This is a genomic window from Pseudomonas sp. S2_E01 (assembly GCF_054668365.1).
This window is the reverse complement of record NZ_CP162762.1, coordinates 3872815-3898832: the sequence shown is the minus strand read 5'-3', so window position 1 is coordinate 3898832 and position 26018 is coordinate 3872815. Positions and strand designations below refer to the sequence as shown.

The following is a 26018-nucleotide window of genomic DNA, read 5'->3' as shown; positions in this document are numbered from 1 at the left end:
GTGGGAGGCCTGAGTGAGCAAGATTAAACGTGTCACATTTGGAGCATTGTTATTGCTGCTGTCCGCGGTAGTAATCGTGTTCATGCTGGAGAACAGTCAGTCGTCAGAGCTGGTGTTTCTTGGCTGGTCGACTCCTCCGTTGCCCGTCGCAGTCTATATTGTAGCGGCGCTGCTGTTGGGTGGGGTGGTAGGGCCGGCGATCGGCTGGGTTGTGCGTTCGGGAAAAAAGGCGAGAGGGTAGTGACGTGAAAGTTTGGTGAATCGACTCTTCAGTATTTTACCGATTGTGATCAGCTAGTTTCTTATTGGGTAGTGGGAGTAGTTGGTTTGTTTGGAGTTTTTCATTCATAAAAAATGAGCGGTGTACCTTCTTGATATGGTTTATACGCTTGTCAGTTTTGTTTTCAGGGGGGGTTAAAACTGGTGGTGGGTAAAGTTTAATTAGATCTTAGTTAAGTTAGGTCCCATCTATATTTCAGGCCATTCTTTACCGTTCTCGCTTATTCAATTTCGCATGTCCGCGTTTCGAGATTTTCCCCAAACGTCACTATCTGGACTCTTGCTGAATAGCAATTATTCCGCTTCATTTATGAGTCAATGGCGAAGGCGAGTCGCTTGACTTGACCTGCTCGATGTCTATGTCAAAATGCCATCTGTTTAGTTGGTCTTCGGCGTTTCTTTGGCTTCTGCTTGCCCGATCTCACAGCTTCCATCGTCTTGATTTGGCATTGGCATGATAATGCCGTGCTTCGATCCGTGACCTGATGTGATGAAAAAATCAGATCCATGAGTGCTGTAGTCTGCGGGCAAACAATAGCTCCCATGAGGCTTGGTCTCGTCTGATACCTGTCGCAGGCTGGGTCATTCCCTGAAAATCGCGTGTCACAGAAGGCACTGGTCGACTCTTCAATTACTTTGAAGCCATGGAGGAAGATAAACGGCATAATGTGGTCTTTCGGTTACGGATGCGCTGCCAAGGCGTGACCGCCTGAACCATGGGCACGCCGACCAATACAGGTTCGCCAGTTGTGTAACCAGCATTTGAGTACGGCTGTCTGAGCTATGTGTGCTGCGTCGCGGGGACCAAACGGGAGTGCTGGTCTGCAAAACGATAGTTACCCATCCAAAGAAATAGTAGCGGCGGACGGTGATCCCCGCGCAGATTACGCGCTCATCGTTCAAGAATTAGCAAATGGAGTTTTACCCGATGTCAGGCATCAAGCAGGCGAGTGTTGACAAGTTCAAGAGCAGAGAAGCTCTGATTGGTATCGTTGGACTAGGTTATGTCGGCCTGCCTTTGATGTTGCGTTACAACGCCATTGGCTTCCGTGTTTTAGGTATCGATATTGATGAAGGCAAGGTCTCGCGACTGAACGATGGGCAGAGCTATATCGAACACATTCCTGCCGAGAAAATATTCGAAGCTCGGCAAAGCGGTTTCGAGGCTACCTCTGATTTTCGCCGGGCGAGCGAATGCGATGCACTGATTCTCTGTGTGCCAACGCCGCTGAACAAATATCGTGAACCAGACATGAGCTTCGTAATCAACACCACCGAGGCAATTAAGCCTCACTTGCGTGCAGGGCAGGTAGTTTCGCTGGAGAGCACCACCTACCCCGGGACGACTGAAGAAGAACTGCTCCCGCGTGTTGAAGAGGCCGGGTTGACGGTGGGCGAGAATATCTTCCTGGTCTATTCGCCTGAGCGCGAAGATCCAGGCAACCCGCATTTTGAAACTCGGACTATTCCCAAAGTAATTGGTGGGCACACCGCCGCGTGTCTCGAGGTAGGTATCGCACTCTATGAGCAGGCGATAGATCAAGTGGTTCCGGTCAGTTCAACCAAAGCCGCGGAGTTGACCAAGCTGCTGGAGAACATTCATCGTGCGGTGAATATTGGCCTGGTCAACGAGATGAAAGTGGTCGCTGACCGTATGGGCATCGATATCTTCGAAGTGGTCGATGCTGCTGCCACCAAACCATTCGGCTTCACTCCATACTATCCAGGGCCAGGCCTGGGTGGGCATTGCATTCCAATCGACCCTTTTTACCTGACCTGGAAGGCTCGCGAGTACGGTTTGCATACCCGATTCATCGAATTGTCCGGTGAGGTCAACCAGGCGATGCCCGAATACGTTGTCAGCAAGCTGATGGATGGCTTGAATAACGACGGCAAGCCATTGAAGGGCAGCAAAGTGCTGGTGCTGGGTATCGCCTACAAGAAAAACGTCGACGATATGCGTGAATCGCCTTCCGTCGAGATCATGGAATTGCTTGAAGCCAAAGGCTGCGTCGTGGCTTACAGCGACCCACACGTTCCGGTGTTCCCGAAGATGCGCGAGCACCACTTCAATCTGTCCAGCGAAGCGCTCACCGCCGAGAACATTGCAGGCTTCGATGCCATCGTCCTGGCCACTGACCACGATAAATTCGATTACGAGCTGATTCGCCAACACGCACGGTTGGTGGTCGACAGTCGCGGCAAGTACCGCACCCCTGAAGCTCATATCATCAAAGCCTGATTGCTGGAGTGTTCCTTTTGAAACGTTTCGCCCTTATTGGTGCCGCCGGCTACATCGCCCCGCGGCACATGCGCGCTATCAAAGACACGGCCAACGAGTTGGTGTCGGCCTACGACATCAACGACTCCGTCGGCATCATCGACAGCCTGTCCCCGCAAAGCGAGTTCTTTACCGAGTTCGAGCGTTTCATCGAACACGCATGGCAGCTCAAGCGCGATCCGTCTACCGCGTTGGACTTCGTCGCAGTGTGCTCACCCAACTACTTGCACCATTCGCACATCGCGGCGGGGCTGCGGCTTGGTTGTGATGTGATCTGCGAGAAGCCACTGGTCCCAACGCCTGAAATACTGGACGAACTGGCGCAGGTCGAGCGTGAGACCGGCAAACGCGTCTACAACATTCTGCAACTGCGCCATCATCAGGCCATTCTCGACCTTAAAGAAAAGGTTGCCGCAGAAGCTCACGACGGTAAATACGATGTAGAACTCACCTACATCACATCGCGGGGCAAGTGGTACATGGAGAGCTGGAAGGGCGATCCGCGCAAGTCTTACGGTGTCGCCACGAATATCGGCGTGCACTTCTACGACATGTTGCATTTCATCTTCGGCAAGCTGCAACGTAATGTTGTGCACTTTGCCAATGACTACAAGGCGGCTGGTTATCTGGAATACGAAAAGGCCCGAGTGCGTTGGTTCCTGTCGATCGATGCCAATGATTTGCCGGATTCCGTCAAAGGTAAAAAGCCCACTTACCGTTCCATCACCGTTGATGGCGATGAAATGGAATTCTCCGAAGGTTTCACCGACCTGCATACCACCAGCTACCGGGAAATTCTCGCGGGCCGTGGTTATTGCATCGAAGACGCGCGTCACTGTGTAGAGACCGTGAATACTATTCGTTCGTCTGCCATCGTCGCGCCACAGAACGACGAGGGCCATCCTTTCCTTGCAACACTGAGTCGCTGAGGTAGGACATGAGTTACCAGATTCATCCTTCCGCCATTGTTGACGACGGCGCGCAGATCGGAGACGACTCCAGGGTCTGGCATTTTGTTCATGTCTGCGGTGGCGCACGTATTGGCAAGGGCGTATCCCTCGGGCAAAACGTGTTTGTCGGTAACAATGTGGTGATTGGGGACAACTGCAAGATTCAGAACAATGTCTCGGTCTATGACAACGTCACCTTGGAGGAGGGCGTGTTCTGCGGGCCGAGCATGGTGTTCACTAATGTTTACAACCCTCGTTCGCTGATCAATCGTAAGAATGAGTACCGCGATACTCTCGTGAAAAAAGGCGCCACGCTGGGTGCCAACTGCACGATTGTTTGCGGTGTTGTCATTGGCGAGTACGCGTTCGTAGGTGCCGGTGCAGTGATCAACAAACCGGTACCGGCGTATGCACTGATGGTAGGTGTGCCTGCTCGCCAAATTGGCTGGATGAGCGAGTTCGGCGAGCAGCTGGAATTGCCTGTCACGGGCGAGGGCTCGGTGGTGTGCGAGCACAGCGGCGACCGTTACGTGCTCAGTGGTAATGAATTGCGTAGGGAAACAGGCGCGTCGACGATCTAGCAGCTTGTCTGTCAGGTTCGCAGTATCGTCCGAGTCATGACATGTTTTCACGGTGGCAAGCCGCCAATAACGAAGTGATTTATGGAATTTATCGATCTCAAGACCCAATACCGTGAGCTCAAGGATTCGATCCGAGATCGCATTGACCGTGTACTCGAGCATGGCCAGTACATCATGGGCCCTGAAGTGGTCGAGCTCGAGACTCGACTTGCCGAGTATGTGGGGGTTAAACACTGCATCAGTGCAAGCAGCGGCACCTGCACATTGTTGATCGCCATGATGGCTTTGGGAATTGAGAGGGGTGATGAGGTCATCACTACTCCTTTCACTTTCATCGCGACGGGCGAGATGATCGCATTGCTGGGCGCAACGCCGGTCTTTGTCGACGTCGAACCCCATACCGGCAACATTGATCCCGCAAGGATAGAAGCCGCCATCACGCCACGTACTCGGGCGATCATGCCGGTCAGCCTGTATGGGCAATGCGCCGACCTTGATGCCATCAATGCGGTGGCCGACAAGTACGGCTTGCCGGTCATTGAGGATGCGGCCCAGTCATTTGGCGCCACCTACAAAGGGCGTCGCTCCTGCGCATTGAGCACTATTGGCTCCACCAGTTTCTTTCCGTCCAAACCGCTGGGTGCCTATGGCGACGGTGGTGCATTGTTCACCGATGATGATCAGTTGGCCAAAGCCATGCGCGAGATTCGCATTCACGGGCAGGACCGACGCTACCACCATCCGCGTATCGGTCTCAATGGCCGGCTGGATAGCCTGCAGGCTGCCGTTCTGCTGGCAAAACTGGAGCGTTTCGACTGGGAAGTCGGGCGCAGGACTCAAGTGGCAGAGCGATACGATCGGTTGATCGCAGCAGCTTGTCCGGGGATCGTCACGCCTTGCGTTCTACCTGATCGTAGCAGTGTGTATGCGCAGTACACCTTGCAGGTCGATGCTCGTGATGAACTGTCCAAGGCGCTCAATGCGCTCGGTGTACCTACGGCTGTGCACTATCCGGTGCCGCTGCATCTCCAGCCGGCGTTTGAGTATCTGAGCCAGGGCCGGGGCTTCTTCCCGATTGCCGAATCATGCAGTCGGCGGGTGTTGAGTTTACCCATGGGACCGGATGTGACCGAGGAGCAACAGGCGCAGGTGGTTGACGCGTTACAAGTAGCATTGCGAAAAACTGTATGACGGCGTTGAAGCGACTGCTGAATTCCACTGCTACATACGCGTTGGCGAATGTCATCAACAGTGCCATCCCGTTTTTCCTCCTGCCCGTTCTCACAAGGGTTCTGGCGCCATCGGAGTATGGCGTGGTGACCATGTTCACCACTGTGGTGGGTGCGCTTTCGGCGTTCACCGGGCTGAGTATTCATGGTGCGGTCAGCGTGCGTCATTTTGATAGTGGCACTGATCACCCGCGCTTTGTCGGCGCATGTCTTGGTGTCCTGGCGGTGAGTACTAGCCTGGTACTGCTGGTGGTTTGGCTGATGGCCGGGCCGCTTGCCCGCTCGACGGAGATTCCCGAAAACTGGCTGCTGGTCGCTGTGCTGGTTTCGGCTGCGCAGTCCATCGTTCAGGTCCGTCTGGTGATCTGGCAGGTCCGAAACGAGGTGATGCGGTACGGTTTGTTCCAGATCCTGCAGACGTTCTTGAACCTTTCGCTTTCCCTCGGTTTGATTTTTTTTCTCGGTCTGGGTTGGGAAGGGCGGGTGCTGGGTATTACTTTGGTGGGCTTTCTATTTGCCGGCCTAGCGCTCTACGGTCTACAGCGTCGGCGGCTGGTTCGCTGGAGTCTGGAGCGTGAATATGTCCGGTCAGTCTTGCGCTTTGGCGTGCCACTGATCCCCCATGCAGTAGGTGCAATGATGATCGCCATGAGTGATCGATTTATCATTACTCATCTGCTGGGCATCGGTGTGACGGGCGCTTACGCGGTGGGCCTGCAGATGGGAATGGTGGTTGGGTTGCTGGCAGATGCTTTCGTCAAGGCTTTTGGTCCTCATCTCTTTTCCGAATTGAAAACCCGGGACTCGACAACCGGCCTTCGTATGGTCCGCCAATGTGCCGTAGTCTTTGCAGGTTTCCTGGTGCTGGCACTCGGCTATGTGGCATTTTTGCCGTACCTTTATCCCTTCATTGTCGGCGAGCAGTACAGTGCCTCGCTACCGATCGCGCAATTAATCGGTTTCGGCAATGCATTCATGGGGATGTATTATGTGGTGGCGGGATTCCTGTTCTTTTTTGAGCGAACCGTGCTTTTGGCGAAACTCACTTTGGCGGTCGGTTTGCTGAGCGTCGCGCTGACGTATTCGCTGGTGAATTGGGTGGGTGTAATTGGCGCCGCGTGGGCCTATGTACTTGTTCAGTTTATGTTCTTTATGGGGGCATGGCGCCTGGCCCAGAAGGTGTTCCCTCTGCCGTGGCGCTCACTGTTCAGCGCACAGAGTAATCCAAGATGCTAAGCATGGCCCGCAGGTTTTTAGTCAGGGTGCTGCTTGCCCTCAGTGCTCTTTATTGGCGAGTGATTTATTCTGAGTTCCGCGCACGCTATGGCGTGTCGCCACTCTTTCGTTTCAATGGCAAGAATATTTTGCTGTACGGAGACGGAAGGATCTGCCTAGGAGAGAATAGCTACATAGGTGATAACTCCACCGTGCATGCTTCTTCCGGGTTCAGTGTGCAAATTGGCATCGGTTGCCATATTTCATCGAACGTGCGGATATTCACTGAATCCGTTTTGCCGGATAGCGATTTTCGTGTGAAGCCGGTGCCTTCAAAAGCAGGCGATGTGATAATTGCCGAAGCGTGTTGGATTGGGGCAAACGTCCTAATCACTCCGGGTGTTTTAATTGGTGCAAATAGTGTAGTTGGTGCAAATAGTGTAGTAACACGAGATATTCCGCCGGATGAGATTTGGGGCGGTGTGCCGGCAAAGCTCATTAGGAAGAAGCGGCAGCAGGCTGCCAGCGCGGCTTCTTAACCACAGTAAAAACTTGTGATGTAGGGTTTATGATTCCATACGGTCGACAAAATATTAGTGATGACGATATTGCAGCGGTGGTTGAGGTGCTGCGTTCGGAGTGGCTGACTCAGGGACCCGGCATAGCCAGCTTCGAGCGAGCCGTGGCCGAGGTTTGCCAGGCCCGGCATGCAGTGGCTGTCAGCAATGCCACTGCCGCGCTGCACATCGCTTGCCTGTCGCTGGATGTAGGGCCGGGAGATCTGGTCTGGACCAGCCCCAACACCTTCGTCGCCAGTGCCAATTGCGCGCTTTACTGCGGCGCCGACATTGACTTCGTCGATATCGACTCGCAAACGCTCAACCTCAGTGTGGAGCTGCTGGCCGAAAAGCTGGAGGCCGCACGCGAGGTTGGCCGTCTGCCAAAAGTGGTTATTCCGGTGCATTTCTCTGGTCGCAGTTGCGACATGCAGGCCATCGCGGCGCTGGGCAAGGAATATGGTTTCCGGATCATCGAGGATGCCTCGCACGCAGTGGGCGCTGAGCATCAAGGCATGCCAGTCGGTGCTTGCCAGTACAGCGATATCACTGTCTTTAGCTTCCACCCGGTGAAAATCATTACCACCGGTGAAGGCGGCATGCTGACGACCAATGACATGGCATTGGCGAAGCGTTTGCTTCGGTTGCGCACCCATGGCATTGCGCAGGGCAACGACGAGATGGTCAGTGTTCCGCAGGGGCCATGGGAGTACCAGCAGATTGAACTGGGCTTCAACTACCGCATGACCAACCTGCAAGCCGCATTGGGCCTCAGTCAACTGGTGCGCCTCTCGCCGTTCATTGCGCGTCGTCGCCAACTGGTGCGGCAATATCATGCGCTTCTGACTGATCTGCCCATCGTTCTGCCGCAGGCCAGCGAAGAGTCGGCTTGGCATCTGTACCCAATCCGGGTACCGGCGGAACGTCGCCTGGATGTGTTCTCCAAATTGCGCGCCGCAGATATTTGGGTACAGGTGCATTACATCCCGGTGCATACCCAGCCGTATTACCGCAACCTGGGGTTCAAGCCGGGCGACTTTCCCGAGGCTGAAAGCTATTTCTCCGAGGCCTTCAGTCTGCCGCTGTTCTATGACCTTACCGACGAAGAGCAGCAAAGCGTGGTAGATTTGCTCCGCGAGGCCTTGTCTTGAAGGTGGCAGTGATACCTGCACGAGGCGGCAGCAAGCGCATTCCGCGCAAAAATATCAAGGAGTTCTGCGGACGACCGATGATCGCCTGGTCGATCCTGGCTGCGCAGCAGAGTGGTCTGTTCGAGCGTATAATCGTCACCACTGACGATGAGGAAATCGCCGAGGTCGCGCGTGCCTGGGGGGCAGAAACACCCTTCGTGCGGCCGCCGGAGTTATCCGACGACTACGCCGGGACCACCGAGGTGATCGCCCATGCAACACGCTGGTTGCAAGATCAGGGCGTTTCCGTCACGGCAGTATGCTGCATTTATGCGACTGCGCCGCTGATTCGGCCTGAAGATCTGGCACGTGGTCTGGAGATTTTCCATTCCGGAGTCTGGGCCTATGCGTTCTCGGTTGCCGAGTTTTCTCCTTCCGTTTATCGCGCCTTTCAGGCGTCTGCGGAAGGCGGTGTGTCTATGCTGTTTCCCGAGTTTTTCACAACGCGTTCCCAGGATTTGCCAGTCGCCTTGCACGATGCCGGTCAGTTCTACTGGGGGCGCGCTGATGCTTGGACCCAAGGACTGAAAGTCTTCGATCGCCACTCAACGCCGGTTTGCATTCCGCGTTGGAGGGTTCAGGATATCGACGTTATGGACGATTGGATTCGCGCTGAAATGATTTTCAAACAATTGATGAGTGACCAGAGACAATGAGTGCATCGGATTTTGTGACACCGCAGGAAGAGTTCTGGGCGGGTGACTTCGGGTCCGAGTACATCGGCCGTAACGACAGTCAGCAACTGCTGGCCTCCAACCTGAATTTCTTCACTAAGGCACTCAAGCAGGCTGGCCGGATTTCTTCGGGCATCGAGTTTGGTGCCAACATTGGTATGAACCTGCGGGCATTGCAGTTGCTTTATCCGGGCATCGACCTGCATGGTATCGAGATTAACCCTGACGCTGCGAAGCAGTTGCGGGCGAATATTGGTCAGGACAATGTCCATGAAGGCTCGATCTTCAATTATCCGGTGAACGAGCAAGTCGATCTGTCGCTGATCAAGGGCGTGCTCATCCATATCAACCCGGACATGTTGCCGGTGGTCTATGAGAAGCTCTATAGCGCCTCCCGGCGTTTCGTGCTGGTGTGTGAGTACTACAACCCTTCACCTGTCGCCATTTCCTATCGCGGTCATGCCGATCGCCTGTTCAAGCGCGATTTCGCTGGCGAGATGATGGATAAGTACCCGGACCTTAGACTGGTTGATTATGGTTTTGCCTACCGCCGTGACCCGGCGTTTCCGCAGGACGACATCACTTGGTTCCTGATGGAAAAGAGGGTTTGAGATGTTGAAGTACTGCGTTCGCTGCGTGATGCCGCACACCAAGCCGGACCTACATATCGACGAGGAAGGCGTCTGCAATGCTTGCCGTTCCTTCGAAAAACGCAAGGAAGTCGATTGGGACCAGCGCAAAAGCGAGCTTATGACGCTGCTTGAAAAGTATCGACGCCATGGCAGTAACTGGGATTGCATTGTTCCGGTAAGCGGAGGCAAGGACAGCACCTATCAGGTCATCCGGATGTTGCAGCTGGGTTTGAACCCGCTGTGCGTCACCTCGACTACCTGTGACCAGAGTGAAAACGGCCGGCGGAATATCCAGAATCTTCAGCGTCTGGGCGTTGATCATGTCCAGTTTTCACCCAACCCTCTGGTGCGTGCCAAACTCAATCGCATCGGCCTGACCGAGGTCGGTGATATTTCCTGGCCTGAGCACGTGGGTATCTTCACGATCCCGGTGCGTGCGGCTGTGCAATACAACGTGCCACTGATCGTCTGGGGTGAAAACTCGCAGAATGAATACGGCGGACCCGCGGCAGCCACCGAGAACAACACCCTTACCCGTCGCTGGCTGGAAGAGTTTGGCGGGCTGCTGGGGTTGCGCGTGTCCGATCTTTCCGAGACCTACGGCATTGAACCGCGCCACCTGCTGCCTTACCAGTACCCTTCGGACGAGGACCTGCAGCGGGTTGGCGTAACCGGCCTGTTCCTCGGGCACTATCTGCCATGGGATGGACTTTCCAACACCCTGATTGCCCAGGCACACGGTTTCATTACCAACGATCAGCCGGTTGAGGGGTCGATGGTCAACTACGAAAACCTGGACAATCACCAGACTGGTATTCATGACTATTTCAAGTACCTGAAGTTCGGCTTCTCTCGCGCCACTGATATCGCCTGCTTGCATGTACGGCGTGGACGTATCACACGACAGGATGCCGTTGAAATCGTCAAGGCGCGTGACGGCAAGTTTCCTTGGACCTACCTGGGTAAGCCAATCGCGGAAATACTCGAGCCGCTGGAAATGACCACGGACGAGTTCATCAAGATCTGTGACCGGTTTACCAACAAGAAAATCTTCAAGCGTGATGCCTCCGGCGTGCTGGCCAAGGATCGACACGGCAACCTTGTAAAGCTGAATCACGACAACGTATGAAAGTCGCCATCGTCAATTACGGGGTGGGCAACCTGAGCTCGGTACGCCGAGCCTTCGAGGAGCTGGGAGCCGAGCCGATAATCACCAATCACCCGTCCGCGCTGTACGACGTGAATCGTATCGTGCTGCCGGGTGTCGGGGCGTTTAAGGAAGGCATGGCTCATCTCAATCACGGTGGCTGGAGTGAGGCACTGCGTGAGGTAGTGGGCGAGCAGGGCAAACCGTTGCTGGGTATTTGCCTGGGCATGCAACTGCTAGCCAGCGAAGGCCATGAGAATGGCGTTACGCCCGGGCTCGGCTTGATCCCCGGTCAAGTGCGGCGCCTGGACGAGCTGGGCTGCACGTTGCGTATACCGCATGTAGGCTGGAACGAAGCGTGTCACGACGGCAGCGACGTTCTTTTTAACGGTATCCCGGACAGGTCGGACTTCTACTTCGTGCATAGCTATGCCTTTGTTACGGAGGCAGCTGAACATAAGCTAGCGACCGTTCCCTACGGCGTCGACCTGACCGCGGCTGTGCGCCAGGGACATGTATTTGGTTGTCAGTTCCACCCGGAGAAAAGCTCCAAGGCGGGCCGACGTCTACTTCGTAACTTCCTGGGCTATTCGCCATGTTGAAGGTTCGTGTCATCCCCACTCTGCTCTGGAAGGGGCTCGGGCTGGTGAAAGGTGCCGGCTTCGATAGTTGGCGGCGGGTTGGCCCCGTGCTGCCCGCGATCAAGGTCTACAACGCGCGCGATGTGGACGAATTGATTCTGGTGGATATCACTGCAACTCAGGAAGGTGAATTGCCGGACCATGATTCGGTCAATGACTATTCCGAAGAATGCGCAGTGCCGCTGACGGTGGGGGGCGGTATCACCAGCGTTGAGCAGGTGTTGGCGCTGTTGCACAGTGGTGCCGACAAAATTGCCATCAATAGCGCGGCCTACACCAGTCCCGAGTTGATTGAGGCGGCAGCCTCGCGTTTTGGTGCGCAATGCGTGGTGGCGAGCGTCGATGTCCGGCGCATGGATGATGGGAGCTATCGCTGCTTCAGCCATGCAGGCACCCAGGACACCGGTCGTGAAGTGGAGTCGTGGGCCAGAGAACTGGCTGCGCGTGGAGCGGGCGAGATTCTACTGACCTCCATCGAACGGGACGGCACCATGGGTGGATATGACCTGGCACTGGTGGAAAAAATTGCCAGGGCCGTGGATATCCCTGTGATTGCTTCCGGGGGGGCCGGCAGTTATCAGCACATGATTGATGTGGTAAAGCAGGCGGGGGCTTCAGCCGTGGCTGCGGCCAGTATCTTTCACTTCACCGAGCTGACGCCTGCTGGCGCCAAGGTTGCAATGCAGGCTGCTGGCATTCCGATGAGGCGCAATTTCCTGGGTGAGGCGAGTTCTTGAACGTCGTTTTGCGTGTCGATGCCGGCCAGAGAATGGGGACCGGGCACTTCATGCGTTGCCTTACCCTCGCCGACACGCTCGCGCAACGTGGTGCACAGTGCGTCTTTCTGTGCCGCGAGTTGCCGTCGCACCTTTCGCAGTTGCTGGCGCGTCACGGGCATGCGCTGCGCAGCCTGCCTGCACGTGAGAACGACACATCCGATACCGAGCTGGCGCATGCCGACTGGTTGGGTACGACGCAGGTCACTGATGCTGTCGATAGTCTTGAGGCGTTACAGGGACAGACGTGGGACTGGTTGATTGTCGATCACTATGCCCTCGACCGGCACTGGGAGACGCGTTTACGACAAACCGTGCGCAGGATCTTGGTGATCGATGACCTAGCGGATCGTCGACATGATTGTGACCTGCTGCTGGATCAGAATTTGTATCACGACATGCAGTCGCGTTATGACGGCAAGGTGTCCCAGGCATGCCAACGGCTGCTGGGGCCGCGTTTCGCGCTGTTGCGCGAAGATTTTCGTCGCCTTCGCGTGAATCTGTCTCCCCGTGGGGAGGAGATCAAGCGGGTGCTGGTGTTCTTCGGCGGCGTCGATGAACACAATTTCACTGGCCAGGCGCTGGCTGCTGTACCAGGTATTGCTCAGGCAGGCATTGAGGTCGATGTGGTGCTTGGTGCGTTACATCCGCAGCGTGCTGCTATCGAGACCCTGTGCCAGCAGCAGGGTTACCGTTGTCATGTGCAGACCACGCGAATGGCTGAGCTGATGGCCGGCGCTGATCTGGCGATTGGCGCAGGTGGAACGGCAACGTGGGAGCGGTGTAGTCTTGGACTGCCAACATTGGCACTCAGCACTGCGGACAATCAGACTCGACAGTTGGCCGATGCAGCAAGCCGGGGCCTGGTCTATACCCTTCCCGTTGGGGATAACTTTCAGGCGGATCTCGCGTTACACCTGAAAGCCCTCCAGCAAAATCCTGCTCTGCGCGCGCTGATTTCGAACCAGGGCATGGCTGCCGTGGATGGTTTAGGTGCGCAACGCCTGGCTGCACACATGGGGTGCACTGGTGTAGACATGCGTGCCGCACAGCCACTGGACTCTGCCGCCCTGTATCTCTGGCGTAACCATCCCTCGATCCGCGCTGTTTCTCGAAATACCGAGGAAATTTCCTGGGAGAATCACTGCCGCTGGTTCACGTCAGTGCTCGCAGATCCGCGACGTAAGCTGCTGATAGGCGAACAGGGCGGAGAGCCTGCGGGGGTTGTGCGTTTTGACCTGGAAGAAGGTGGTCAGGCAGAGGTGTCCATTTACCTAGTCCCCGATGCGGCCTCGTGCTGCCGCGGTGGTGATCTGCTTCAAAGCGCCGAGGACTGGATTTTCCGGCATTGCGCTGATGTGCGTTGGCTGCACGCGCATGTCAAGGGATCCAACAAACGCTCCAATGGGCTGTTCATGGCCGCAGGCTATGACATCGACAACACTCGATTTTCAAAGAAGTTGCATGAGCTATGACTGAATCATTCAAAATTGCAAATCGTCACATCGGCCCTGGTCATGCGCCTTTCGTCATTGCTGAAATGTCAGGAAACCATAACCAGTCCCTCGAGCGGGCTCTCGAAATCGTCGAGGCGGCGGCGCGCGCCGGCGCCCATGCTCTGAAAATTCAGACCTATACCGCGGATTCGATGACGCTGGACTTGGATGAGGGCGAGTTCCACATCAGTGACCCCAACAGCCTGTGGGCCGGTACTTCGTTGTACAAACTCTATGGCGAGGCGTTCACTCCGTGGGAATGGCATAAACCGATCTTCGACCGGGCACGCGAGTTGGGGATGATCGCGTTCAGCACCCCATTCGATGACAAGGCGGTCGATTTTCTCGAGGCGCTGGACGTACCCTGCTACAAGATCGCATCCTTCGAAAATACTGACCTGCCGTTGATTCGCCGTGTGGCAGCTACGGGCAAGCCGTTGATCATTTCCACCGGCATGGCCACGGTGGCGGAGCTGGACGAAAGCGTACGTGCTGCGCGGCAGGCCGGTTGCAAGGATCTTGTATTGCTCAAGTGCACCAGTACCTACCCGGCGACGCCGCAGAACACCAATATTCTGACCATTCCGCACCTGCGCGAATTGTTCGGCTGCGAAGTGGGATTGTCCGACCACACCATGGGTATCGGGGTGTCCGTCGCCAGTGTTGCGTTGGGCGCGACTGTGGTCGAGAAACACTTCACGCTGAGCCGTGCCGAAGGCGGGGTCGACAGTGCGTTTTCGATGGAGCCTGCCGAAATGGCGCAGTTGGTCATCGAAACCGAGCGTGCCTGGCAGTCCTTGGGACGTGTCAGCTATGGCGCCACCGCTGCCGAAGAGAAGAGCCGGGTTTTCCGCCGCTCCATTTATGCCAGCGAGGACATCGCAGAGGGTGAGCTGCTGTCGCCGGCCAACGTACGCATTATCCGGCCAGGTCTGGGGCTGCCACCGAAGTACTTCGAGCAGGTGATAGGCAAGCGTGCGAAACAAACCATCAAGCGCGGCACGCCGATCAACTGGAATCTTATCTAGTGCGGCAGCCAAGCTTTTCGCAACTACTGGAAATTGAGAACGACCCCGCGTTTCTGACGTTTCGCTGCCCCCGCAGCGGAGCGTTGCTTTGGCCTCTGGTCCGTAACCAGTTTTATCGCCAGTTGATTTCCGACCTCTACTACCAAGAGGCCCCGTTGATCGCTGCCGTGCCTGCCGTGCCACGTGGGCAAGCGCTGGCATCGCTTTCCCGTGTTGCTCGGCACAATCTGGGGCAAAGGCGCTTGAGTGGTGATGTTCTGGTAATCGGGACGGGGGCGGGCAGCTTCCTGCGGGAGGGACGATGGTTCAACCGCATTACCGACTATCTGGTACAGGCATCGCCGCCGGATACTGTGACCGTCGAAGGTCTGGTGGACTGGAACGTACCCCGGCCGCGCTGGAATCAACGGGTTTCCTACTGGTTGCCGTGGCAGGGTGCTATTACCTTAGCCGGACGGTTGTTGCAGCGAGATTCGCATGTTGCGATCGCGGGTGAGGTGCTGGCATACGCCAGGCAGCGGGCGAATGACCTTCTCGATTTGAACATCGCCGCGACACAGATGGATATGCTGGTTGGAATGTTGGCCCGCAAGTTGGCTCGCCTCCCGGTTGTCCATCATGCCTATCGGCGTCTGCTGGAAAAGGTTCGGCCGCGTTTGATCCTGCTGGAACAGGCTTGCTATGGCGATTTTTCGCCGATCAACCAAGTTGCCCGGGAGATGGGAATACGCGTCGCCGAGCCTCAGCATGGCATGGTGTCCGGTGGTCACGATGCGTATTGCTATGCGCCGCTACTGCGCGACAGTGCCGAATACAAAGCGTGTCTACCGCACGACTTCCTCGGTTATGGCTCGTGGTGGAACAAGCAGATCAATGTGCCGGTGGAGAAATGGGTGATCGGGCATCCCCATTACAGTGAGCAGCGACGCGGTATGTCACTAGCCAAAGGTGTGCAGAACGATATCCTTCTACTGGGCGATGGTATCGAGTTTCCGCTCTACGTGGCGTTGGCCACCGAGCTGGTTGAGCTGTTGCGCGGGCAGTACCGTATCGTGCTGCGTCCGCATCCGCTGGAGCGTGCGGAGGTCCATCGGCGTTATCCTGACGGTAAAATCGGGGACGTCTTCATTGATACCAATCGCGACATCTACAGCTCCTTTATCAGCGCGCAGGCTGTAGCCGGCGAAGTTTCAACCGGTTTGTTTGAAGCAATAGGCATTGCCGGTAAGGTCCTGTTGTGGGAAACGCCCAAAGCCCGATTCAGTTATCCCAGCCATCCGTTCTCCGGATTCGTGGATGCAAAAGGTTTGGTAGAAGAGCTGCTCAAGCCTGTGGGTTCCGGGTTGCCTGTTGTCGATGAGGATATCTGGGCAAGCGACTGGATGAGCAACTACAAAAACTATCTTGGCCACGTGCTTAACAATGCTGGCTGAAATTTTCGAGAAGAACGGGCCTGTGTTCCTTGCCTCGCTGACCGGCAAAATGGATCAGAACAAGGTATCCTGCGTCGCTTTGAACGGGCCTGATGCAGGGTGGTACTGGCCTGAAAGCGAAGCAACCCCAATCGATAGTGAATACTGGCCGTGCAAAAAATTTCTGTGATCGATTATGGCTGCGGCAATCTGGCCTCGGTCGTCAACATGATTCAGCATGTCGGCGCAGAGGCGCAGATCATTCGCTCGTCCGAGCAATTGGCCGATGCTGGCAAACTCATCCTACCCGGTGTCGGGGCCTTCGATCATTGCATGGGTAACCTGCGCGATGCCGGCTGGATCGCGCCGCTGAAACAAGCGGTCTTCGAGCGCCAGGTGCCGATCATGGGCATCTGCCTGGGTATGCAATTGCTAACCCGTGGCAGCGAGGAGGGGCGATTGCCCGGACTCGGTTGGGTCGACGCCCAAGCGCGACGTTTCCGGCCGGGCGATGTAGCGCTCAAGGTACCGCACATGGGCTGGAACGAGGTGCACCAGATGCGTGCAGATGTCTTGTTGCCGCCATCGGAAAGTCCGCGACGTTTTTACTTCGTGCACTCTTACCGGGTTGAATGTGCTGATCCCGATGATGTTCTGCTCCAGTGCGAATACGGCGAAACGTTCGTCGCTGCGTTCCGGCGGGCGAATATCTGGGGCTTCCAGTTCCATCCGGAAAAGAGCCACAGGTTCGGCATGGAACTTTTCCGACATTTTCTCGAGGTGTGACGTGCTCAAGCATCGTGTGATACCCGCGTTGCTGCTGCGCGAGGGTGGTCTGGTCAAGACCCAGAAGTTCGGCAAGCACAAGTACGTCGGTGACCCGGTCAATGCCATTCGTATCTTCAACGAGAAGGAAGTGGACGAACTGGTGGTGCTCGACATCGATGCAAGTCGCCAGGGGCGCGAGCCCGACTATGCGCTGATCGAGAGCATTGCAGCAGAGTGCTTCATGCCATTGGGATACGGTGGTGGTATTTCCACGATCGAGCAAGCGCGGCGGATTTTTTCTTCCGGCGTGGAGAAAGTTATCCTGCAGACCTCCGTGCTGGGCAATCCGAAGCTGGTCACCGAGATTGCCGAGCGGTTTGGCAGCCAGAGCGTTGTGGTGTCCGTCGACGTCAAGCGGGACTGGCTCGGGCGTTATCGCCTGTGGTCGTCTTCGGCGCGGCGCTCACACGGAGACGACTGGCTGTCGACCCTCAAGGAACTGGTCGCGGCGGGGGCCGGAGAGGTGCTACTGAATTCGGTTGACCGTGATGGCATGCAGCAAGGGTATGATCTGCGCTTGATTCAAAGCGCCGCAGAGGCAGTGGATGTGCCACTGATTGCTCTCGGTGGTGCGGCCGGACTGCAGGACTTTGTCGAGGCGGTCAAGGCTGGCGCCTCTGCCGTTGCTGCCGGCAGCCTCTTTGTGCTTCAGGGGCCGCACCGTGCGGTGCTCATCAGCTATCCAAAATATTCAGAGCTCGAGTCGCTTTTCAGGGGTAAAGATGTTTCCTAAAGAACACAGGGTATGTACTCGCTGCGTAATGGATGACAGTGCATCCGGTATATCTTTTGATGAACAGGGCATCTGCAATTTCTGCACGTATTTCCAGGAGCGCGTCAATGGCGTGGTTTTCGCTCAGGAAGCCGAACGTGCGCAGCGGCGCAAGGCTTTTATTGAACAGGTGAAAAAAGCCGGTGAGGGGAAGCCATACGACTGCATCATCGGGCTTTCCGGTGGTGTCGACAGCTCCTATGTAATCCATCTGGCATTGGCCGAAGGCCTTCGGCCACTGGCCGTGCACATGGACAACAACTGGAACTCAGAGTTGGCGGTCAACAACATCAAGAATCTGGTGACCAGCCTTGGTGTCGACCTATACACACATGTTATCGACTGGCCTGAGTACAGGGGGCTGATGCAGTCGTTCTTCGACGCCGACGTGATTGACGTGGAGCTTCTCTACGACAACGCGATGCTGGCGGTGAACTACGAGCAAGCGCGACGCTACGGCATCAAGTACATCCTCTCGGGAAGCAACTCGGCAACCGAGGGCATGCCGATGCCTGAGGACTGGAACTGGCGCAAGTGGGATAAGCGCAACATCAAGGCGATCGCGCGTCGCAATGCGGTGCGCATCAGGACCTTTCCGATCATGGGAACCCTAGGCTACATCTACAATCGTGTATTGCGCGGTATAAAATGGGTGTCGTTCCTCGATTTCTATGATTACCAGAAGGACGCGGCGCTGGACTTGCTTGAAGACAAATACGCCTACAAGCGCTATCCGTACAAGCACTACGAATCGGTGTTCACACGCTTCTATCAGGGCTACATCCTGCCGCAGAAGTTCGATGTGGATAAGCGCAAGCTGCATCTGTCGACCCTGGTGATGAGTGGGCAGATGACCCGCGAGCAGGCATTGACGCACCTGCAGCAATCTCCTTATGCCTCGTCTGAAGAGCTTGATCGTGATCGCAAGTACTTCCTGAAGAAGATGGGGTGGACCGAGGGTCAGCTGGAGGCGTACCTGCAAAGGTCGGCCAAGCCGCACGATGCCTATCCCAGTGAGCGATTTGCCTGGGACTTTATCCGCAAGCTGTATCAGATGAAGCGTTCGTCCTGAGTCTGTTCGATAAGGTTTGTCGGCTCTGATCTGTTAAGGGTTTTTCTTTTGAAAGTCTTGTTTTTGCACCCTGCGGCAGCGTTTGGCGGTGCCTCGAAAAGCCTGATCGAGTTGTACGCCATGTTGCGTGGCGCAGGAGTGCGCGGCACTGTGCTGACGCCCGCCGGGCCGGTCTGCCAATCCTTTGCCCAGGCAGGATTGCAGGTAGAAGCGGTCAGGGGGCTGAGCCAGTTCGATAACACCCGCTACGGTTACTACCGCAAGGTGCGCTGGCTTATTCTGCTGCGCGAACTATTCCTGCTGCCGTTCTCGCTGCTCGGATTGTGGCGCCTGCGCCGGGAAACCTTCGATCTGATCCACGTCAACGAAGTCACCTTGTTGCCCCTTGCGGTGATTGCCAAATGGATGCTGCGCGCGCCTTTGGTGGTCCATGTCCGTTCATTGCAGCGCAAGCCGGGCGTCGGCTTGCGTACTCGCTGGGTGAACGCTCTTTTACGCCGTTATGCCAACGCCGTAGTGGCGATTGACCATACGGTGGCCGCGACGCTCGAGCCAAACTTGCCGCTTAGCATTATCCATAACGGGCTCAAGGTCGCTGGGCAAGTCCCGGCCTCAGAACCCAAAGGGGATGATGAGGTGGTCAGGGTCGGTTTTCTGGGGGTGCTGATCCCACTCAAAGGCATCTTCGAGCTTGTCGAGGCGGTGCGTATTCTCAAGGAGCGAGGCGTACGTATCGAGTGCTTGGTCGCTGGCGAGAACGCGCGCCAACTTTCTGGTTTCAAGGCTTGGCTGCTCGGGAAATTCGGTTTCGCTCGGGATATGCGTGCCGAACTCGAAGCGCTGATCCGGCGTGACTGCCTGGAGGAACAGGTTAAGCTGCTCGGTTTCGTGAGCGATGTCCGTACGCTCTATCCGCAACTGGATATTCTCTGTTTCCCATCACACTTGGATGCGGCCGGTCGGCCGGTGTTCGAAGCGGCCTTCTATTCCGTTCCGAGCGTCGTCGCGGTGACCGATCCGGTGCCGGATGCCCTGGTACATGAGGTCACGGGACTGGCGGTGCCTGCACCCGATCCGACGCTGATCGCCAATGCCCTGCAGCGGATGGCCGAGGCTCCGCTCTGGCGCCGCCAGTTGGGCACGCAAGCCAGGAGCTGGGCAGAGCACACATTCTCGATCGAAGCCAATGCCGTGCGCATGCTCGATCTTTATCGGCATATTCTTTCATCACAGGCAAGTCGTTGAGTTATGCGCATTCTGATGCTGTCCCAGTACTTCTGGCCGGAAAGTTTCATTATCAACGATATCGTTCGGACCCTTGCCGAGCAGGGGCACGAGGTTGTGGTTGCTACCGGCAAGCCCAACTACCCGGACGGCACTATATTCGAGGGCTATAGCGCCAAGGGTACCCAGCACGAACGCTACCTCGGAAAGATTGATGTGCTGCGCGTTCCGCTTTGGCCACGAGGGGAAGGCGGGGCGAAAAACCTGATTCTCAACTACCTTTCCTTTGTCTTCGCCGGCTTGCTGTTTCTGCCTTGGATGCTGCGTAAACGAGAGTTCGACGCCATCCTGGTCTTTGCCCCTTCGCCTATCCTGCAGGCCATTCCCGCGATTCCATTGAAGTGGCTGAAGAGGGCGAAACTGGCTTTGTGGGTGCAGGACCTGTGGCCGGAAAGCCTGTCTGCCACCGGTTTCGTGCGCAATCGGCATTTGCTCAAACTGGTGGGCTGGATGGTCAAGGCGATTTATCGCCATTGCGACACGCTGCTGGTCCAGTCGCGCGCTTTCGTCGAGCCGGTGGCTCGCTATGCCGCACTCGAGAAGATTCAGTACTACCCCAACTCCATGGATGTGCGCAGTGAGCGGTTGGAGGTGGCGGTTTCGCCGGAGCTGGACACGCTGCTCAAGCAACATTTCTGTGTGGTGTTTGCCGGCAATCTGGGCACTGCCCAGGCGCTCGATACGCTGGTGCAGGCGGCGGAACAACTGCACGATGAACCGGATATTCGTCTTGTGCTGGTCGGCAGCGGAAGCCGCCTCGACTGGTTAAAATCGCAGCAGCAGGCGCTGGGGCTGGACAATTTGGTGCTGCCAGGGCGTTTTCCGATGGAGGCGATGTCTGCGATTTTTGAGCGCGCATCTGCCCTGCTGGTATCGCTCAATGATGAAGAGGCCTTCGCCCAGACCATCCCCAGCAAGATCCAGGCGTACCTCGCCGCTGGCCGGCCGATTCTCGCTTGTATGAACGGAGAGGGTGCTAGGGTGGTCTATGAAGCTGGGGCGGGGCTGACTTCGCCTGCTGAACAGGTGTTGCCTCTGGTTACCAATATCCGACGCATGAAAGCGCTGGGAGCGGCTGAGCGAGCGATCATGGGAGAGGCGGGAAGGGCCTACTTCGATGCGCATTTTGAGATGGACAGTCAAGTAACCCGTTTGGTCGAGTTGTTGCAGCGCTGACGGCGCAGGACGAGAAGGAATGGATGATGCGCGTGATGGTCTTCCCCGTCGCCTTCATGGCGAACACCTTCGCCATGATGGTGGTCATGATCGGACTGAGTCTGTTCGGAAAGTCCGCTCTGGCTGCGGATTTCGGACTTATTCACGGTGCCACGGTTGCGCTGTTCTACTCGTTTTCGGGCAATGCTCGCAGTCTGATTCTCTCTGAATCCGGCGCTATTGATGCTCCCGGAGTTCTTCGATTACGCCTGATTCTGCTGCTGCCGCTTAGCCTGCTGGCGTGGATGCTGTGTGCCGGAGTTGTGGATAGCAGCTGGTGGTTTGTTCTACTGTTGGTGGTTCGCCGCGCTGTCGAATGGTTGGCAGAGATATTTCTCAGTGAGCAGGAGTTGCGTCAGCAGGAACGCGCAGCGATCCGCTTCTTGCTTACCCAGGGCTGTCTCAGCCTGGCGTTGCTGCTTGCGCTGTTGAACGACGGCCCTTTGTCTATACCCATGACGTTGCTCTGGGCTCTGTCGCCATTGCTTGGGTGCATGAGTCTTGAGCTCCCAAAGCGTGCTCTGGACAGTGGTGTGCCACTGTCTTCCAGTATTCGGCTTATGTTGCCACACTTCGGTTCGACCGCGGTTATCGGTGTGTCGGTTTACGTTTTCCGCCTGTTCATCTTGTTGGTGGCGGACAAGCAGGTGGCTGGCGATCTGTTTTCGGCATTTGCCTTGGGCGGCATTCTAGGTGCGGTTTTCTCCCAGGCATTGGGGCCGACCATGGTGCGGCACGAGCGGCGCTCGGCGGGGCCGGGGCGTCTGGTCAAGATGTTCAATCTGATACTTGTCGTCATGCTGCTGACTGGTGGGGTGCTGGTGGCCGGGGTGTGGAGCGTTCCCCATTTGCTGGACTGGACGGAGAAGGACCATTTGTTCTGGCTGGCCGTGGGTTGCTCCTTGATGGGGGGGGCGTGATGGTGCTGGCACAGCGCATCCGTCTGCGCATTCTCCAGGATGAGGCCGGAGGTGACGTGTTCGGTTCGGACATGTTGTCGAACATTCTGCTGATTGCAAGTATTCCATTTTTGTATTACGGGATCGGCGTCAACGCCCTGGGAATGCTGTACTTGCTGGGTGCACTCCTGTCCTGGGTGTTCTACGCCAGTGAACGTCACGGCCTGCTTTCCTGGCGCGATTCAGGCTGGTTCATACAGAAAAACCTGCTGCTGATGATTGCGCTGATGATCTTTCTGCCCGTGTTTTTCCAACTCAATGGCGGCATTTTTCATGATCCATCCCATAGTTTCAGCCACGGAGGAGTGCTGGCTATGTTACCGATTCCCCTGTCGGTACTGGCTTGTTATCTGGGGATTGTGTTGCTCGGTCGCTACTCGCACGCGCGGCTGGCGCTGCTGAGTTTGTTTTTCGTTTTCATCGGCATGCTGTTGACCAGTCTGCTAATGGGGCTGGACGCGAGCGGAGGGGGGAGTCAGAAGATGATATTGCTGATCCAATACATCCTGCCGATGTTCGCTTTGGTGCTTGGGCAGCAGTTTGGCATGCGCGAAGGCGCGCTGACGCTGGTTGCTAAGGCCGCACTGTTCATTCTACTGTCGGTATTACCTTTGCAGTTGCTGGCGACTCTAACGTCCGGTGAGGTACTGCTTTCGCCTTCTGTCTACATCTTTAGCATCTATCAGCACCTGCAGTATGCGTCGTTGTTGTTCGTCGCAGCATTCGTGCTTGCACTGTTCACGCTCTGGGGGCGTACAGGTTTTGATGGATGGCTGCGCGCCTTGGCGTTGCTGATGGGCGGCTACGTGATTTTGTCCTGGTCACTGCTTGCGATGCTACTCTTCGTGCTGGCGGTATTTTGCTTTGTTGTTCAGCAAGTGGCGCGAGGGCGACGCTTGGTATCTTTGTTAGGCGTACCGCTTTTGGCGATATGCGGGGCGATGCTGTCGTTTCTGTACATGCGTTATGTGTTGCAGGCGCAAGTGCCGACATCGCTGTCGGGGGCGACCAATCTTTCCATGCGGTTGCTCGAGGGGCGGGTCGGTTATCTGGAGAGCTGGATGTTTTATATCGATGGCATTTCCGTGAGTTGGAACAGCGCCCTTTTCGGCCATGCTACCTCGCCAGAGAGAGGGCTGTACCCCAGTGCGCTCAACTACTATCTCGATTTCGCTTACAACTTCGGTCTGCTGGGATTGTTGCCGCTAATCGCGCTGGCTCTGTATAGTCTCGCGGTCGTATGCCGACGGTGGCAGGATTTTTGGGCGCACAGTCCATACATGGGCCTAGCGTTGGTGGTCATGTTTATGCTGGTGGTCGACAGCACGTTCAAAGTTGGCCTGCGCCAACCGTATTCTGGCGTAATAATGTTCTTTTTATGGGGTTTGTTGCTGGCGGTGATTTCTCTGCCAAAAGCGCACCTTTCATCGGTAAACGGAAATGTTCTCTGAGGGATTATGCGCTGGGATATTCTGATTAAAAGTGCTTGGTTACTAGTATTAGTGGGAATTGCGATTATCGGTGCCTGTGCATTGGCCGAATATCAGGGAAGTTCCTGGATTTATATACTGTTTACTTTGCTCTCGACGGCAGTTTTGTTCTTTGGCTTCGGTCGAGGTGCGATTTTTTTCGATTCCTTTATTGGAGTCTTGCTGTGGATTGGCTTCTGGCTGAAGTTCAGTGTGCACACCGCTTTTTCCCAAGGTCGCTTTAATATTTCGGTGGGGACTTTCGATGGGAGCCCTGACTCTCTGGATCAGGTGCTACTTGTAGTTTGCTGCGCTCTGACGGCAATTTTACTCGTGCGATTTGTTCGTCAGCGCTTCTTTTTTAGTTATCCTGATACCCTGCCGAATATATCCTATACCGGCTTGTATGCTTTTTATCGAAACTATCGCGTCGCGCTACTGACTGCGTTTGTTCTGGCGGTATTGGCTGTTTGTATATCCAACGCATGGTTCGGTATTTACCAGCGAGGCCTGGTTGAACGGATAAAATTACCTTTCGGTCTGAATGGTGTTTACGCCTGGCTGTTAATGTTTGGCATGGCGTCCATTTCTGCAATTATATTGCGTTTCGAATTCGAGTTGAACAGAGATCGTTATTGGATCGCAATCGTCATCGCTCTACTGGAGGTGGCGTTGTCCAATATCTCCTTGTGGAGTCGGGGCATGATCCTTAACGGCTCTGCATTGATGTATGGCGCCGTGACACAATTTCGGCAGCAAGAGCCTCGCTTGCGTTTGGGGTTAGCGGGATTTGTGGTAGTGGTTTTTGGTACTTTTTTTGTTGCGTCGGTGTTGTCTGTCAACTACCTGCGTGCGAATGCTTTTTACACTGGTTACACTCAGGCTGAGCGTAATGGAGCAGTTGTGGAGCAGACCTCCACTCTGTTTCTTGATCGTTGGGTGGGTGTGGAAGGTGTCATGTCTGTAGTCGGTTCCACGGATAAAGGCTGGGCGTTGTTCAAAGAGGCACTTTCCGAGAAGTTCGATAAAACTGTAAACTCTTTTTATGACAAAAATTTTGTGGAGTCTTCCTACGACAACTCTCGAGGTGATGGTACGCACTTCGTTTCGTTGCCAGGATATATCGCTTTTCTGTTTTATCCTGGGTCCTATCTCTTTTTGTTTTGCGCAGTGTTTGCGTTCTCGGTAGTTGCAGCATTTGTTGAGTACATGGTTTACCGGCTGGGCGGAAAGAATTTGGTGTTCTGCGCGTTGATTGCTCAGGTTGTAGCTTTTCGTTATACCAGCTTTGGTTATGTTCCGTTGCAAAGTTACATGCTATTCGGTTCCATATTTTTGAATGTTCTGATTCTATTTTTCGTTGATAGATTTTTGCGTTTTTCCTACAAGATTTGAAATTCTGAGAAGGTTTACGATTCATGGCACGAGTTCTGGTTCTTGGTGTTACCGGCATGCTCGGCAATGCTGTTTTTCGTGTGTTCTCTGCTGATGCAGGCCATGAAACGTGGGGTACGCTACGTAGTGCAGCGGCGCTGCGGAATTTTCCGCTTCAAACGCATAAGCGTTTGCTGATTGGTGTAGATGCGCTCGATCAGGATGCGCTGACGGCGGCATTCTCCCGGGTGAGGCCAGATGTGGTGATTAACTGTGTCGGGCTGATCAAGCATCTGGCAGATGCAAAGGATCCGCTCACCGCTCTGCCGATTAATGCCATGCTGCCGCATCGGCTGGCCCGGCTGTGCGAGTTAAGCGGTGCGCGGCTAATCCATGTGAGCACCGACTGCGTGTTTTCCGGGCGTAAGGGTGGTTACCTGGAGTCCGATGCTTCGGATGCAGAAGATTTGTATGGCAAGTCCAAGTACATCGGTGAGCTGCATGATTTGCCCCACGCAATTACGCTACGTACATCGATCATCGGACATGAGCTCGGTTCGAGCCATGCGTTGGTCGATTGGTTCCTGTCTCAGCAGGGGAGTGTAAAGGGATTTACCAAGGCAATTTTCTCCGGGCTGCCGACGGTTGAACTAGCGCGGGTTATGAAGGACTTCGTCGTTCCTCACATGAGTCTCAATGGCCTGTATCATGTTGCTGCGGAGCCGATCGCCAAGTTTGATTTACTGGGTTTGGTCGCCTCGGAGTATGGCAAGCAGATTGACATTCGGCCGGATGATGCACTGGTCATTGATCGCTCGCTGAACGGTTCGCGTTTTCGTGAGGTAACTGGCTACGTGGCGCCGGGTTGGTCAGAGCTGATTCGCAAGATGAATACGGATCGTTGAATATTGCTGGTTTCGACTGTTGCTGATGCTGCTAGACGTTTTGAGTAATTTG

At 55.6% G+C, this 26018-nt stretch carries 26 protein-coding genes; all 26 read left to right on the top strand.

Annotated elements, in window-relative coordinates:
- Positions 1-13 precede the first annotated feature (13 nt).
- The 26 genes from AB4O36_RS18070 to AB4O36_RS17945 all read left to right on the top strand — a co-directional run bounded on the left by AB4O36_RS18070 (position 14) and on the right by AB4O36_RS17945 (position 25966).
- Positions 14-241 (top strand): LapA family protein, encoded by a 228-nt coding sequence (locus AB4O36_RS18070; protein WP_460139931.1) that lies wholly within the window; start codon positions 14-16, stop codon positions 239-241.
- A 966-nt stretch (positions 242-1207) separates the two neighbouring features.
- Positions 1208-2521 carry a UDP-N-acetyl-D-glucosamine 6-dehydrogenase gene (gene wbpA / locus AB4O36_RS18065; protein WP_460139930.1) on the top strand — a complete coding sequence of 438 codons (1314 nt, stop codon included), beginning with the start codon at positions 1208-1210 and terminating at the stop codon, positions 2519-2521.
- Between the two features lie 17 nt (positions 2522-2538).
- Positions 2539-3489: a UDP-N-acetyl-2-amino-2-deoxy-D-glucuronate oxidase gene (wbpB, locus tag AB4O36_RS18060; RefSeq protein WP_460139929.1), complete on the top strand. Its 951-nt coding sequence runs from the start codon at positions 2539-2541 to the stop codon at positions 3487-3489.
- A gap of 8 nt (positions 3490-3497) precedes the next feature.
- Positions 3498-4091 (top strand): UDP-2-acetamido-3-amino-2,3-dideoxy-D-glucuronate N-acetyltransferase, encoded by a 594-nt coding sequence (gene wbpD, locus AB4O36_RS18055; RefSeq protein WP_460139928.1) that lies wholly within the window; start codon positions 3498-3500, stop codon positions 4089-4091.
- Positions 4092-4172: 81 nt separating this feature from the next.
- Positions 4173-5282, top strand: coding sequence for a DegT/DnrJ/EryC1/StrS family aminotransferase (locus AB4O36_RS18050; RefSeq protein WP_460139927.1), 1110 nt, complete (start codon positions 4173-4175; stop codon positions 5280-5282).
- Positions 5279-6556, top strand: a complete 1278-nt coding sequence (locus tag AB4O36_RS18045; RefSeq protein ID WP_460139926.1) for a lipopolysaccharide biosynthesis protein — start codon at positions 5279-5281, stop codon at positions 6554-6556. The genes AB4O36_RS18050 and AB4O36_RS18045 overlap by 4 nt, the downstream gene beginning before the upstream one ends.
- A 2-nt stretch (positions 6557-6558) precedes the next feature.
- A complete protein-coding gene (locus AB4O36_RS18040; protein WP_460139925.1) occupies positions 6559-7074 on the top strand; it encodes an acyltransferase in 516 nt (171 codons plus the stop codon).
- A 29-nt stretch (positions 7075-7103) separates the two neighbouring features.
- On the top strand, positions 7104-8243 hold the full coding sequence (gene pseC / locus AB4O36_RS18035) for a UDP-4-amino-4,6-dideoxy-N-acetyl-beta-L-altrosamine transaminase (protein WP_460139924.1): 1140 nt from the start codon (positions 7104-7106) through the stop codon (positions 8241-8243).
- 2 nt (positions 8244-8245) lie between these two features.
- A complete protein-coding gene (gene pseF, locus AB4O36_RS18030; protein WP_460142158.1) occupies positions 8246-8938 on the top strand; it encodes a pseudaminic acid cytidylyltransferase in 693 nt (230 codons plus the stop codon).
- A complete protein-coding gene (locus AB4O36_RS18025; RefSeq protein ID WP_460139923.1) occupies positions 8935-9567 on the top strand; it encodes a pseudaminic acid biosynthesis-associated methylase in 633 nt (210 codons plus the stop codon). Before pseF ends, AB4O36_RS18025 begins: the two co-directional genes overlap by 4 nt.
- Position 9568: 1 nt before the next feature.
- Positions 9569-10717, top strand: coding sequence for an N-acetyl sugar amidotransferase (locus AB4O36_RS18020; RefSeq protein WP_460139922.1), 1149 nt, complete (start codon positions 9569-9571; stop codon positions 10715-10717).
- Positions 10714-11337, top strand: coding sequence for an imidazole glycerol phosphate synthase subunit HisH (gene hisH / locus AB4O36_RS18015; protein WP_460139921.1), 624 nt, complete (start codon positions 10714-10716; stop codon positions 11335-11337). Before AB4O36_RS18020 ends, hisH (AB4O36_RS18015) begins: the two co-directional genes overlap by 4 nt.
- Positions 11331-12113 carry an imidazole glycerol phosphate synthase subunit HisF gene (gene hisF / locus AB4O36_RS18010; RefSeq protein WP_460139920.1) on the top strand — a complete coding sequence of 261 codons (783 nt, stop codon included), beginning with the start codon at positions 11331-11333 and terminating at the stop codon, positions 12111-12113. Before hisH (AB4O36_RS18015) ends, hisF begins: the two co-directional genes overlap by 7 nt.
- Positions 12110-13627 carry a UDP-2,4-diacetamido-2,4,6-trideoxy-beta-L-altropyranose hydrolase gene (gene pseG / locus AB4O36_RS18005; protein ID WP_460139919.1) on the top strand — a complete coding sequence of 506 codons (1518 nt, stop codon included), beginning with the start codon at positions 12110-12112 and terminating at the stop codon, positions 13625-13627. The genes hisF and pseG overlap by 4 nt, the downstream gene beginning before the upstream one ends.
- Complete coding sequence (gene pseI / locus AB4O36_RS18000) at positions 13624-14676, top strand: pseudaminic acid synthase (RefSeq protein ID WP_460139918.1); 1053 nt, start codon at positions 13624-13626, stop codon at positions 14674-14676. The genes pseG and pseI overlap by 4 nt, the downstream gene beginning before the upstream one ends.
- Complete coding sequence (locus AB4O36_RS17995) at positions 14676-16109, top strand: hypothetical protein (protein ID WP_460139917.1); 1434 nt, start codon at positions 14676-14678, stop codon at positions 16107-16109. Before pseI ends, AB4O36_RS17995 begins: the two co-directional genes overlap by 1 nt.
- Positions 16099-16278, top strand: a complete 180-nt coding sequence (locus tag AB4O36_RS17990) for a hypothetical protein (RefSeq protein ID WP_460139916.1) — start codon at positions 16099-16101, stop codon at positions 16276-16278. Before AB4O36_RS17995 ends, AB4O36_RS17990 begins: the two co-directional genes overlap by 11 nt.
- Positions 16275-16874: an imidazole glycerol phosphate synthase subunit HisH gene (gene hisH / locus AB4O36_RS17985; RefSeq protein ID WP_460139915.1), complete on the top strand. Its 600-nt coding sequence runs from the start codon at positions 16275-16277 to the stop codon at positions 16872-16874. Before AB4O36_RS17990 ends, hisH (AB4O36_RS17985) begins: the two co-directional genes overlap by 4 nt.
- A gap of 1 nt (position 16875) precedes the next feature.
- On the top strand, positions 16876-17649 hold the full coding sequence (locus AB4O36_RS17980; RefSeq protein WP_460139914.1) for an AglZ/HisF2 family acetamidino modification protein: 774 nt from the start codon (positions 16876-16878) through the stop codon (positions 17647-17649).
- On the top strand, positions 17639-18760 hold the full coding sequence (locus tag AB4O36_RS17975) for an N-acetyl sugar amidotransferase (RefSeq protein ID WP_460139913.1): 1122 nt from the start codon (positions 17639-17641) through the stop codon (positions 18758-18760). The genes AB4O36_RS17980 and AB4O36_RS17975 overlap by 11 nt, the downstream gene beginning before the upstream one ends.
- A gap of 48 nt (positions 18761-18808) precedes the next feature.
- Complete coding sequence (locus AB4O36_RS17970; RefSeq protein ID WP_460139912.1) at positions 18809-20005, top strand: glycosyltransferase family 4 protein; 1197 nt, start codon at positions 18809-18811, stop codon at positions 20003-20005.
- A gap of 3 nt (positions 20006-20008) precedes the next feature.
- Positions 20009-21220, top strand: a complete 1212-nt coding sequence (locus AB4O36_RS17965; RefSeq protein WP_460139911.1) for a glycosyltransferase family 4 protein — start codon at positions 20009-20011, stop codon at positions 21218-21220.
- A 26-nt stretch (positions 21221-21246) separates the two neighbouring features.
- Entirely contained in the window at positions 21247-22179 is a 933-nt protein-coding gene (locus AB4O36_RS17960; protein ID WP_460139910.1) for a hypothetical protein, read from the top strand.
- On the top strand, positions 22179-23669 hold the full coding sequence (locus tag AB4O36_RS17955) for a hypothetical protein (RefSeq protein ID WP_460139909.1): 1491 nt from the start codon (positions 22179-22181) through the stop codon (positions 23667-23669). Before AB4O36_RS17960 ends, AB4O36_RS17955 begins: the two co-directional genes overlap by 1 nt.
- A gap of 6 nt (positions 23670-23675) precedes the next feature.
- Positions 23676-25082, top strand: coding sequence for a hypothetical protein (locus tag AB4O36_RS17950; RefSeq protein WP_460139908.1), 1407 nt, complete (start codon positions 23676-23678; stop codon positions 25080-25082).
- A gap of 23 nt (positions 25083-25105) precedes the next feature.
- A complete protein-coding gene (locus AB4O36_RS17945) occupies positions 25106-25966 on the top strand; it encodes a dTDP-4-dehydrorhamnose reductase family protein (RefSeq protein ID WP_460139907.1) in 861 nt (286 codons plus the stop codon).
- The last annotated feature ends 52 nt before the right edge of the window (positions 25967-26018 follow it).